The 12,249-nt window shown below is 45.9% G+C and carries 8 protein-coding genes; 6 read left to right on the top strand and 2 right to left on the bottom strand.

Going from position 1 to position 12,249, the window contains the following annotated elements:
• Positions 1–83: 83 nt before the first annotated feature.
• Positions 84–536, top strand: coding sequence for a CBS domain-containing protein (locus GC130_RS08310; RefSeq protein WP_151997832.1), 453 nt, complete (start codon positions 84–86; stop codon positions 534–536).
• Here GC130_RS08310 and GC130_RS08305 read toward each other — a convergent pair.
• Together GC130_RS08305 and GC130_RS08300 are read right to left on the bottom strand one after the other, a co-directional pair.
• Entirely contained in the window at positions 533–904 is a 372-nt protein-coding gene (locus GC130_RS08305) for a hypothetical protein (protein ID WP_151997831.1), read from the bottom strand. The two genes, GC130_RS08310 and GC130_RS08305, sit on opposite strands and share 4 nt — an antisense overlap.
• Positions 901–5,925 carry an amino acid permease gene (locus tag GC130_RS08300; protein ID WP_151997830.1) on the bottom strand — a complete coding sequence of 1,675 codons (5,025 nt, stop codon included), beginning with the start codon at positions 5,923–5,925 and terminating at the stop codon, positions 901–903. Before GC130_RS08300 ends, GC130_RS08305 begins: the two co-directional genes overlap by 4 nt.
• A 120-nt stretch (positions 5,926–6,045) precedes the next feature.
• Between GC130_RS08300 and GC130_RS08295 the strand changes: the two genes are divergently transcribed.
• The 5 genes from GC130_RS08295 (at position 6,046) to GC130_RS08275 (ending at position 12,221) form a co-directional block, all read left to right on the top strand.
• Complete coding sequence (locus GC130_RS08295; protein ID WP_151997829.1) at positions 6,046–7,311, top strand: cation:proton antiporter; 1,266 nt, start codon at positions 6,046–6,048, stop codon at positions 7,309–7,311.
• Positions 7,312–7,462: 151 nt separating this feature from the next.
• Positions 7,463–8,278, top strand: a complete 816-nt coding sequence (locus GC130_RS08290) for a transporter (RefSeq protein WP_151997828.1) — start codon at positions 7,463–7,465, stop codon at positions 8,276–8,278.
• Positions 8,279–8,365: 87 nt separating this feature from the next.
• On the top strand, positions 8,366–10,282 hold the full coding sequence (locus GC130_RS08285; protein WP_201568276.1) for a mechanosensitive ion channel family protein: 1,917 nt from the start codon (positions 8,366–8,368) through the stop codon (positions 10,280–10,282).
• A 3-nt stretch (positions 10,283–10,285) separates the two neighbouring features.
• Positions 10,286–11,185 (top strand): mechanosensitive ion channel family protein, encoded by a 900-nt coding sequence (locus GC130_RS08280; RefSeq protein WP_151997826.1) that lies wholly within the window; start codon positions 10,286–10,288, stop codon positions 11,183–11,185.
• Between the two features lie 157 nt (positions 11,186–11,342).
• Entirely contained in the window at positions 11,343–12,221 is an 879-nt protein-coding gene (locus GC130_RS08275) for a lysophospholipid acyltransferase family protein (RefSeq protein WP_151997825.1), read from the top strand.
• Positions 12,222–12,249: the final 28 nt, after the last annotated feature.

Below are 12,249 nucleotides of genomic sequence, written 5' to 3'. Positions count from 1 at the left end.
CTGTTCAATGCCTGCTTCGGTACTTCATTAGTTGCTTATCTGCCTGAAAATGATTAACTTCTGTTACATCAAAAAGCACAGCTATGGTAAAGAGCTTCAGAGGTGAAATAGAGGAAAAGCCAAAGCGAAGAGAAATGCACCCCGTGCTGGTGGCCGACTACATGGCAACCCGGCTCGTGACTTTCCATCCAGACCAGTCCATTTATGAGGTCGTTCACATCCTCCTTGCCAGGAAAATATCCGGTGGGCCGGTTGTCAATGCCGAAAATGAGCTAGTGGGTGTGATTTCTGAAGGAGACTGCCTGAAAGAGGTGGTCAGGGGAAAGTACCACGACATGCCTGTGCTGTCAGGAAAGGTGGCCGATCACATGGCTACAGAAGTGGTAAGTATTGCCCCTTCGGTGACCATTTTTGACGTAGCCAAGCTGTTTCTCGAACGTCGGCTCCGTAGATTTCCAGTGGTACTTGAAGGGAAGCTGGTGGGCCAAATCAGTCAGAAAGACGTAATGAAAGCCGTGTTGAAAATAAAGGGTTAGGTAGCCTGTGTTTGCGCTACATCAGCGTCTTTAACGTTTTCTATAGCCCGCAGTTTACTTAAGAGGTGGTCAGTGTTGGCTGCGATGGCATAGTAGGAGATATCCATTTCAACCAGGCCATCTACAGGCTCACGTATTGCAAAGACGATGCCCTTTGTTGGTATTGTCCACATGTCGTTAAGCACTGCTTGCTTTGCAAACCGTTTTGTCAGGCGCTCCCCACCTTTAACTTTTAGCCGGATTTCTATCCTGTACTCATGAATTCCCTTTAAAGGATGCTCTTCTGTTGGTCTCGTCGTTAGCGATAGCCTTTTTCTTATTTCATCGACCACAGCATTCAACTTGCCGGTTAGATTTGTGGGTTTCATAGCAAGTCTCTTTCTTTAAAATGGCGTATGATAAAAGGTAGCAGATAGGGATCAATCATATAAATACCTGTCGCCTTTTCCACAACTACACCCGAGCGAATCAAAGCAAGGAGCATTTCCCTGATGTACACACTATCCCAGCCAGTTATCCGACCGATTTTATTGGCATCGAGCCGCTTGTGAAGGACAAACTGGTTTAGTATCATCACCCATTCTTCATCAAGCTCTTTTAGGAAAGCAAGCGAAAGCTTCGGCGGAACAGCGATTTCAATTTGATCATGAGAAACGTTGGAGATATTTGTCAGCCAGCCGTTGAGTGCGGTACCGGGATTGCCACCACTGTAGTCAAAATATTTATTAAAAAGCCTGGCCAACTCAATTTCACTTATATCCTTCACATTTTCCCCTACCGACAAGCTAAGCCCACTTGATTTGTGGCGCTTCATTATCACGTCTTTAATCATCTCGGCGTCAAATGCATCCATATTAATGATCTCAATAAATTTTTGAGAAAACCCTGTTATCTGGTCGATTAACTTAAAGGCATGCGGGTTCACATTAACAACGAAAAGACACCTTGAGCTGAACTCATCAATCAGGTCGCCAATTGCTTCCACTATCCTCATTCCATTGACCTGCCGCTCCCAAAAAAGCTCGAGGTCATTGATGGAAACAATGCTTCCCGGAGGAAGCTGCGTCAAAATTTCCTTCGTGCTGCCGTGCATCAGCGTTGCCTTGCGAAGCGATTTTTCAAATTCAGATATATCCAGGGTGCCCTGCAAGGGTGGAAAAACAGCATAAAAGTTCTTCTCATTGCCTGAGCTGCTCACCGCATATTTTGTAAATGCAGTCTTGCCTTCGTTTCTTTCGCCAATGATAAGAATTCCCCCCAGATAGCCCGTTTTGTGCCTTGAAACAGCTTTCTTAAAAATAGCCTCCTCCCGGGGGCGTGGCACCCAAAAATCTCTGCCAATACTTGACCTGCCGTTGAAAAGGCTCACATAGTAGCCCGGCAACTCCCTTATCACCCTCTCCTGCGGGCTCACCTTCTCCTTCAGGTCCAGCAGGCGACCGGATAGTGAATGAATTTCCTGCCTATTGGAAAGCTTTCTGGCAAAAAGCAGCCCCTCACTCCTGCTGTACAATAGCTTGCTCACTGATTTGGATGCCAACTGAGCTACCCGCTGCCACGACCTGGAAATAAGCTGAGCTACCTTCCTGCTCTTTATGCTCTTGAAACCATAGCCGAAAGCTGACGCTGCCTCCTCTATCTTATACGATTTTAAGGGCTCAAATGCATCGTCAAAACTCTTTTTAGATTCCGACACAAACCGCTGAACCACGTTATCAATTTCCTTTTTTTCCTGGTCAGCCTTCAGCGAAAACTCTTTTAAAATATCTTCAATTGAAAGATCGGCGCTGGAAGTTTCGGCATTGTCTAATTTAAACCTGAGCAAGTTGCCAGCTTCCTTTATAGCATATATGCTTCGCTTGATGCCATCTATCGCCCGCTCATGTTGCTCTTCCAGCGTGGTGATCAGCTTCGTCTTCAGAAAATACTCCGCCATTTTGCTGACGGGTATCTCCACCGACTCGCTCTCCAGTCGAGCAGCTGAGGTTCTTACCTTCAATACCTCCAACGTCTCTGGCATTTCCGACGCCGTTTCCAGAAACCGTTCCGTTGTATAATCCAGTGTTTCTTTTAGCTCCAATTCCCAGTCAGTTTCGAGTTCAAACACCACTTCCCTTGAAGACGTAATCGGCAGTTTGAGGTACTTGTCAATCTTTTTAATCACTCTGGACTCAATCATGTGGGCAAAGCCATCATTGAGTGACCGATGCATAATGCCGATCCTGTTTTTCACCCTGTCGATTTCCTGCTCCATAATGACCTTGTTGAGCATCGTCTTCAGGTCAGAATCGAAAGACTCTAATAAAGCTTCAATTCCCTCAGTTTTAGCTTTGATGTATTGGGCGGAGGAAGACCTCCTCCAGGATTCCTTCATCGGAAAAAGTAACTCCAACGAATGGCTCATGAGCTGAAGGTTTTGGACATGCTCCAGCAAAAGCCTGGCCTCAAACAGCCTTTCTTTCTCGTTTTGCGCTTCCGAAAGTTTGTTCAACTGCTCTATCTCGACACGAATCGTGGCCGCCCACTTACTCTCTTCTTCATCAAATATGGTGGTGGCCGTGTTAATCACACTACGGCAGTCGGCATAGAAACCAAAGACGCTATCGGTGTGCTTTGCCAGGTACCCGGAAAGGAATGAAAGCCTACCTCCCCATTGAAAGTAGCCCGCCATCGCTCTGAATGCCACGTTGTGCGTAAGTGGGTAGCCAGCTACGACGTGAACGACCCTCCTAAACCCTTTGTAAAAAGAGGCGCCTGGCGTAGAGGCAGGCGCTTCTGCAAAAGCTTCCTTTGAATAGCTTATAGACAACGTTTTAGGATAGCGTTTGAAATCTTCCTCTAACCGCTCCATATACTCAGTAGTTGCCTCCTTCAGCATAGCTACTTGTTCGGGAACGAGGCCTTGAAAGACCTTTTCGCTAAACAGGTGACTAAGCCGGTACGACGTTTCATTGCGGAGTTTATCCAGTGCCTTTGCCTTTTTATACGATTCCTTAAGCTTTTTAATGTCAGCCAGCTCCTTCTCAATAGTCTTCAAGAGTGTTTGAAGCTCGCCGAGAATAACCCTGTGATTCTCAAATGACCTTCTAAACCCCTTCGCAAAAAGGAGCTTCTGAAGTTTCCGCCCGTTTTGATCTATCTTGTAGATGTTAACTGTGACTTCGGGAAACCTGGACGGCTGAACCGTTGGAATTGCTTTCAACAAGCCACTGGAATCTGGCGATGGCACCTCCTTTACCTTCTCCGCTATTTCAAAGCTTTCAAAATAAGTCGATGAACTCACAACCATCGTGGTGCCAAGCTTATCGAGGAGCTCATTCACACCATCATAATACTCATCTATTTGATCCAACGTTCTGGCATCGAGGCCCAACATTACCAAATCGGTCTCAGCCGACTCTCTCGCTATAATTTTCTTGTTGTCTCCTTCGCCTTTGATCACCCGCACAGTCACGTCAAGCCTGGCGCTTTCGAGAATGGCCTTTGCCTCCTTATAAATACCCTCATGGTTAGCACCTGACTCGTCAATAATCAGCAGTCTCACCCTTGCCAGTTTCCACAGGCTGGAAGCTACCAGGTTTCTAACCAACGCCAGTGAAAAACTCAGATTGGGGCCTTTGCCCCCCCACCAAATATCAATGGTGCTGAGCTGGCCGAACTTCCTGTCTTCGTGATAGTCAATAAAAATATTGTTGTATCCACCCCGGCGGAAGCCTCGTAATGCTTTTGCAAACTGCTCTTTGTTTTTTGGCGCTCTGCTCCAGCCCATCAAAATAGTGTTGGGCTCTACACCGGAGAAGCCATACACTCTGGTGATTTCGTCCATGCCGGAGTAAATGTCTGTGCAGCCAAACTTATAAGAAAAGTACTCACTTTCGCTATCGGTGGTGGCCAGCATTGATTCCGCTTTTGATAAGTTTTTCTCATCGGTTTCTATCAATTCAAAGGCCGACAGAATACCCAGATTACCGGCGATGGCTTTTCCCATTTCAGCAATGTGGCGTCGTGTATCGGGTCTGCCACTAAACATAATAATATTGGGCCTCCAGTTTCTTGTATGAATCTTTTCCTTCTTAAGCCGGGTAAGACCCGTTTTGACCAACGACGCCCACACCCCGCTCCAGGCGTCGCCGGAGTTCAATGTTAGCTGTTGGCGCTTCAGGAATAAAAACAACAAGCCGAGGATGAGCACAGCGGCCACCATCGCCACGAAATCAAGCTGGATCATAACAAGCATGCAGGCGAGAGCACCCAGGAGGCTGATCCAGCCAGACACCTTGAACTCAGGCCGGAAATCGGAACTAGTCCACGACTCGAAAGCCGCACTGACATTGAGAAATCCGTAGGTGGTGATGAAGAAGATAGACACCACCCGGGCAATTACATCGAGTTCTCCGATCAGAATACCGGCCTCAGCGATCAGGAAAGTAAGCAACAGTGCGTTGCGGGGCTCATTGGCTTTGCCGTAACCCTTCCCAAAAAAACGGGGAGCGATTTTATCGGTCGAGATAGCTTGCAAAATACGGGGGGCCCCCAGAATGCTACCAAGTGCAGAAGAAAGCGTTGCCCCCCAGATACCTGCGATAACCAGCTCGGGTACCCAGGAAATATTCAACAGCACATTTGAGTCAGCAGCCAGCACACCTGCGTCTACCGTAAAATACAAGTAGCAGGCGAACCCTATATAAACAATAAATCCAACCACAATAGCCAATAGAGACCCGGCTGGAATCGATTTTTTAGGGTCTTTCAAATCACCAGACATAGAAACACCGGCCTCAAACCCTGTGACTGCCGGAAAAAATATCCCAAACAACACCATGACTGACACAGTGGAAGAAGAGATACCCTCGGTTACATCCGTTGGCCCAAGGTCATGTGTGCCCAGAAATATGGAGGCCAGGGATAACACAATAGCCGCCATAATAAAATACTGGGTTTTGATGGCCATAGAGGTGCTGATGAAAGTAAGTGTAGTTACTGCCATCAACACAATACTACCTGCTATCCTTATATTATTAACAGTGGTCTCATAACCCCAATAGCTGAGAAAGCTTTCCGAAAATCCAATAAGGTACAAACTGACGCTGAACGAAAGCCCTACGAACAAAGCCAGCCCAAGTGTTCCTCCTATGGGTAGCCCCAGGCTACGGCTGATCATGTAGTAAGTGCCACCAGCTTCCACCTTTTTGTCGGTAGCAATGGACGATACGCTGAGGCCTGTTGTTACGGAAATAATGTGAGCAACCAAAATGATGCCCAGCGTAGTCAATAACCCCACCTCACCAACAATCATTGGTAGCCTCAGGTACATGATCACCCCAAGGATGGTAAGAATGGATGGCGTGAATACTCCCCCGAAAGTTCCGAACTTATTGCTCTTCGACATTGATCATCTAATTTAATGCTAGTTAAGAATTGAAACTGCTATTTTCGTACCTGACAGGAGTTTTTGCTTTCAGTTAAAAGTAGCTCTCTTTGTAGTATATCTCAAAATTAACATCCAGGTATGGACATGCTAAATGCTTATAGCGAAACTATCGCTATTTCGATCATCATCATTGCTTCGTACTTCTTTAATCAGTTTTCGAAGAAAACTAATATTCCAAGTGTATTGCTATTAATTGGGCTGGGTGTAGGCTTTCAGGAGCTTTTAAACTTCTACGACATCAACCTGGAAAGGGGTATTATGGAAGCGCTGGAGCTACTGGGCGTGGTTGGCCTTATCATGATTGTGCTCGAAGCTGCCCTGGATTTGAAGCTGACCAAAGAAAAAAAGCCCCTTCTGATAAAATCATTTTTGGTGGCATTGTTGTCGCTCATTGCTACGTCCATTGGTATTGCCTACCTTCTTAAGTATTTTTTCTTCGACGATTTCTACACTGCCTTAATCTATGCAGTGCCGCTTTCGATACTCAGCAGTGCCATCATTATCCCCAGCGTCGGCAACCTGTCCGGCTCGAAAAAGGAATTTATGATTTATGAAAGTACCTTTTCAGATATCCTGGGCATCATGTTTTTCTATTTTTTGCTTGGGAGCGCCGAAACTGCCACCACAGCAGGTGTGGTGTGGGAGGTCTCAAGCAGTATCCTGATTACTATCGCCCTTTCTATCATTATCAGTTACTCACTGGTGCTTCTCCTGCAAAAGCTGACGACCAAAGTGAAGCTGTTCTTTCTCATAGCTGTTTTGGTGCTGTTGTATTCAACGGGCAAAATGTTTCACCTCTCCTCCCTCCTTATTATCATGGTGTTCGGACTTGTGCTGAGCAATCATACTATTTTCTTTAGGGGCAAGCTGAAGAAACTAATCGATGAAACAGCCCTGAAGCACATCTTGGAAGACTTCCATGTGGTGACGATGGAGTCTGCCTTTGTGGTGAGAACATTTTTCTTTGTCATTTTTGGAATGACGCTTGATTTTTCGGGCCTCACCGACGTGTTGGCACTCATTACTTCCCTTACTATTCTAGTACTGACTTACGTGGTGAGGTACATTTTGCTAAAGTCGATTGTTGTCAAAAACATCAGCCCTCAAGTTTGGATTGCGCCCAGAGGTTTAATTACTGTCCTTCTGTTTTTTTCCATTCCCGACGAATGGAAAAATGACGCCTTCAGCGATGCCATTCTTTTGATAGTCATTATCGCCACAAGTGTTTTGATGACACTCGGGCTTGTTTTCAAGAAGCAAGACTTTGAGGACAAAGATGAGCTTGAATTCACTGATTGGGACAAGCTGGATCAAGAAATAGAGGCCCTCACAAAAACAAAGTAAACCCTTGTTGTTGTTTTATAGTTAATCAGCAAGAAACTCCTGATTTACAGACAGTTTTAAAAATCTATCAGATAAATTATTTTGTTTGTAACTATCGCATATAGTGTTCAATATTTGTACTAACATTGCGCAAAAAAAACGACCCACCCTAATGGCTATTCGTACACTACCCAAGCCAAACTATCAGCTGATGGTTGGCCTATTGATGCTTGTGTTGTCTTGCCTCTCAATACCAAAGGCCGCTGCTCAGTACAACCCCACCATTCGCAGTGCCAGGCCTGGACAATCGGTTGGGCCGTTTACCACCGGGAAAAATGTTTTTCAGGTGCAAACCGGAGGTACCTATAACGCATACTCGGTAGGCAACACCGATGTCACTGGCACCAACTACACCTACCTGGCGTCGTTGCGGTACGGAATTCTTGAAAGGCTTGAGATCAGGTCCGCTTTTGCTCTGCGCCATGACAAAACGAGTGTCTCAGATTTGACAGCAGGTGGTTTGGGCATGTGGAATGCAGGCATCCGCTACAACTTACTTGACGGCCATGGAGAAAAGCCCTCCCTTGGTATCCAGGCCGATGCCCGGTTCACAGCTGTGGATGAGGACTACAAAGCTGCTAACCTTGCACCAAGGATCATGCTTATTCACGGCCAGAGACTCACCGACAAGCTAGGACTTACTACCAACTGGGCTGTGGCCTGGACGGGTAACAATACCGATCCGGCATTCAATTACACAGTGAATCTATCCTTTCCTTTGGCTGAAAAGGTGGGCAGCTTTATTGAAAACTATGGCACCGTATTCAACGGTGACTTTGACAACCGGTGGAATACCGGTCTCTCCTATCTTGTCAACAATGATTTTCTTCTTGATATGTCCGTCGGCTATGGCAAAAATGACGGTGTCAGCGACTGGTTTGTTGATGCAGGCGTGTCGTGGCGAATTAAGTTGGGGGGAAGACAATAGTCAGCTTGAGAAGCTTGCGGTACGTCTGATTGTTATCATCTCTATTCGTCTGAATTAGAGTAACTTTGTAACTGAAATATCAATGATATGAAACTCAAAGTTTTATCACTCCTCATAGCCATAATCAGCTGTTTCAACAGCCAAGGCCAGTCAGCTGACAGCCTGGTTGCAAAGTCCGATTCTGTCGAACAAGCAAAAAGAGCGCAGTACATAAGCGATTCGATAGCTAATCAACTGGAAGAATACTCCAATCTTGTCAGGCGAAGCGAGCAAAAAAGAATTGATGATTCGGTAAAAAAGGCTGAGCTTCTTCAACAAATCAACCTGCTAAAGGAAAATGATAAGCTGAAACAAGCCGATCTGCTGCGTCAGGTCAGGAACATCGAAATACAGGATTCCACAAGAAAGGCCGAGCAACTTAAAAAAATCAATCAGCTGAAGGAAACGGCTGTAGGTTATCCCGTCACCCCGTTCGGAGATACTTTGTTTATGGTTTTCACAAAGCTGGGCCCGGTGATGCCTAAAGAAAGAGCAGCCAATATCACAAAAAAGATTGAGGTTCTTTATCACGACGACAACTTCAAACCGGATTCTCTCCAGGTTATTCTTAATGAGTCGACAGCCGACATCACGTTTGGGGAAATGATCCTGATGAGTGTGACCGACACAGATGCACTCTGGGTTGGAAGGGAAAAGAAGGCACTAGCTACTGAGCATGCAACTGCGATATCGAAAGGTATTGAAGCTGAAAGAGATGCCAATAGCTGGAAAAATATACTGATGAGAGTGGCGCTTACCCTGCTCATCATCGCAGGTACCTATGGCCTAATTTATCTACTCAATCGACTTTTTCGTAAACTCAATCTTTTGATTATCGTCAAGAAAGATTCCCTTTTCCACGGGATCAGGTTCAGAGACTACGAGATTCTTCCTCCAAAGCGTGAGCTGGATTTAACTCTGCGAATCAGCACGATTCTGAAATGGGCAGTATTCGGATTGCTGATGTACATCTCCCTTCCATTGCTTTTCAGTGTGTTTCCCTTCACAAGAGGGTGGGCTGCTACCCTCTTCGGCTGGGTTTGGGAACCAACAAAAAGTATCCTTATTTCCATTTTCAGCTACCTGCCTAATGTATTTTCTATTGTAATTATCTATCTGGCGACGCACTACGCTATCAAGTTCATAAAATTTGTGGCACAAGAGATTGCTGCTGAACGGCTAAAGTTCACCGGCTTCTATGCCGACTGGGCAATGCCCACATTCAATATCATCAAGGTGTTGCTTTACGCTTTTATGTTTGTTGTGATTTTCCCTTATCTTCCAGGGTCCGACTCTAAGATTTTTCAAGGCGTTTCCGTTTTCCTGGGTATTCTTTTTTCACTAGGCTCATCCACTGCTATTGCCAATGCTGTTGCCGGCTTGGTTATCACCTACATGAGGCCTTTTAAAGTAGGCGACCGGGTCAAAATTGATGACATTGTTGGGGATGTGGTCGAAAAGTCTTTGCTTGTTACCCGGCTTCGGACCCCAAAAAACGAGGACATCACCGTACCAAACGCCAGTATCCTTGGAGGTAAAACCATTAACTATTCGACGTCCAGCAAAGAGTTAGGACTCATTCTCCATACCACCGTAACAATTGGGTACGACGTGCCCTGGAAACAAGTTCATGAATTACTGATTGCCGCTGCGCTGGCTACCGATGGCGTCAACAATGACCACAAGCCGTTTGTGTTGCAAACAAGTTTGGATGACTACTATGTATCCTACCAGCTCAATGCCTATACCGCCGAGCCCAATAAAATGCCAAGGACTTATTCCGACCTGCACCAGAATATCCAGGACAAATTCAATGAAAGTGGGGTAGAAATATTGTCGCCACATTACCGTGCACTTAGAGATGGTAATATGGTAACTACTCCAGTCAACTATCTGCCAAAGGACTATCAGGCACCGGCATTCAATGTGAATAGTAAGCAGAGCAGCCCAGAGCCTAAAAAGTAAGCCATGGAAGATTTCGCAAAAGAGTACCTCTACAATCCCACCGTCGGGAAACTGGTGACAGTGTTTATCGGTATTGCAGTTATTTGGGCCATTACCCAATTCATTGGGAAAACGTTTTCCGGAAAAATTGAAGACACTAAAATAAGGTACAAATCAAAAAAGGCGATTTCGTTTTTTGGGTACTTTCTCGTAGTAGTGCTGATAACGGTCGTTTTTAGCGATAAGCTGGGCGGGTTTACGGTGGCGCTCGGCGTGGCCGGTGCAGGCATAGCATTTGCACTACAGGAAGTGATAGCCAGTGTTGCAGGGTGGATGGCCATTGTCTTCGGTGGTTTTTACAAAACGGGAGACCGGGTACAACTGGGAGGCATAAAGGGGGATGTCATTGATATTGGTGTTTTGCGGACTACGCTGATGGAAATAGGCCAGTGGGTAAACGGAGACCTCTACAATGGTCGAATAGTTAGAATTGCCAACAGCTTTGTCTTCAAAGAACCGGTTTTTAACTACTCCACCGACTTTCCCTTTCTTTGGGACGAGATCAAACTGCCGGTTCAGTTTGGCAGCGACTATCAAAAAATGAAAAATATGCTTAACAAAGTGGCAGCCGAAATTGTAGGAGGCTATACCGCCACAGCCCGGCAGGAATGGGCAGGGATGGTGAAAAAGTACATGATAGAAGATGCTTCTACTGAACCAATGGTCACGCTGGCAGCCAACGATAACTGGGTGGAGTTTACTCTTCGCTATGCCGTGGACTACAAAAAAAGGAGAAGCACCAAGGATCTGCTTTTCACAAGAATTCTGGATGAAGTCGACAAAAGTAATGGAAAGATAAAGTTTGCTTCAGCCACCTTCCAGCTGGTAGAAGGTTCGCATATAAGAGTGGCGCTGGACAAATAGCATACCATGCGATCGGCGGTATTTACCTGTGATGGCACAAAAGGATTGCTTTAAAACAGCCTATGTCACTGGTTCAACTGATATTGCTATCTTTCGGATTCGGCCTGCGCCAACCGGTGCCGGTTGATTAGGTTCAACTAACCACCTACGCCTACTTATGTTTACCTTGTTCTACTACTGCTTTATCAAGCCGGTTTCTCTATTGCCCTCCTGGCTGCTCTACGGCATTTCCGACTCCCTTTCGTTTATCCTGTTCTATGGCGGCCTCTATCGAAAGTCGATTGTTGTCAAACAAATAACGGCCTCGTTCCCGGAAAAGTCACCAGACGAGGTGCTGGAAATTACCCGGAAGTTCTATTCGCACTTTTGTGACCTGATGGTGGAATCTTTGATGATTTTCAGCATTTCAAGAGAAGAAGCCATTCGAAGGTGCAGGATTACCGGTGAGCAGGTGTTTACTGATCTGTTTGCTGAAAATAAGAACATCATCATTGCGGGAGGGCACTACAACAACTGGGAAATGCTGGCTGTAGCCATCGACGAGCAAATCCCACATCAGGCTATGGCTCTGTACACACCTCTCGCAAACAAAGGGGTGGACAAGCTAATGAAAGACTCACGAAGTAAGTATGGCTTGCAGATGTACCCAAAGAAACGTTTCTGGGAGATTTTTGAAGCAAAAGATGGCCCACTGTTCGCTGCTGTGTTTGGTGCTGACCAGTTCCCGACCAAGAGTAAGAACGTTTTTTGGACCACTTTCCTCAACCAGGAAACCTGCGTGGCTTTCGGAACAGAAAAATATGCTGTCGAGCAAGACTGTGCTGTCGTGTTTGGCAGAATCATCAAAGTCAAAAGAGGTTGTTATCAAATGGATTTCGAATTGATAACAAAGGACGCTACCAAAGAACCCTTTGGCGCCATCACAAAAAAACATGTAGCGCTTTTAGAAGCGGACATACAAAAACATCCGGAGTTTTGGCTATGGACGCACAGAAGGTGGAAGAGGAGCCGACCTGCCGACCAGCCAATTCACTAAGTACTCCGTTGATTTTGACCGGTGGAGT

This window comes from Imperialibacter sp. EC-SDR9 (assembly GCF_902498805.1).
GTDB lineage: Bacteria > Bacteroidota > Bacteroidia > Cytophagales > Cyclobacteriaceae > Imperialibacter.
Note: the sequence above shows the minus strand (reverse complement) of the source record. Positions and strands in the feature narration are given on the sequence as shown.

What these genes read in the sequence shown, in the direction of transcription:
- GC130_RS08310 (WP_151997832.1), top strand. Translation starts at nt 84, where the DNA reads ATGGTAAAGAGCTTCAGAGGTGAAATAGAGGAAAAGCCAAAGCGAAGA.
- GC130_RS08305 (WP_151997831.1), bottom strand. Translation starts at nt 904, where the DNA reads ATGAAACCCACAAATCTAACCGGCAAGTTGAATGCTGTGGTCGATGAA.
- GC130_RS08300 (WP_151997830.1), bottom strand. Translation starts at nt 5,925, where the DNA reads ATGTCGAAGAGCAATAAGTTCGGAACTTTCGGGGGAGTATTCACGCCA.
- GC130_RS08295 (WP_151997829.1), top strand. Translation starts at nt 6,046, where the DNA reads ATGGACATGCTAAATGCTTATAGCGAAACTATCGCTATTTCGATCATC.
- GC130_RS08290 (WP_151997828.1), top strand. Translation starts at nt 7,463, where the DNA reads ATGGCTATTCGTACACTACCCAAGCCAAACTATCAGCTGATGGTTGGC.
- GC130_RS08285 (WP_201568276.1), top strand. Translation starts at nt 8,366, where the DNA reads ATGAAACTCAAAGTTTTATCACTCCTCATAGCCATAATCAGCTGTTTC.
- GC130_RS08280 (WP_151997826.1), top strand. Translation starts at nt 10,286, where the DNA reads ATGGAAGATTTCGCAAAAGAGTACCTCTACAATCCCACCGTCGGGAAA.
- GC130_RS08275 (WP_151997825.1), top strand. Translation starts at nt 11,343, where the DNA reads ATGTTTACCTTGTTCTACTACTGCTTTATCAAGCCGGTTTCTCTATTG.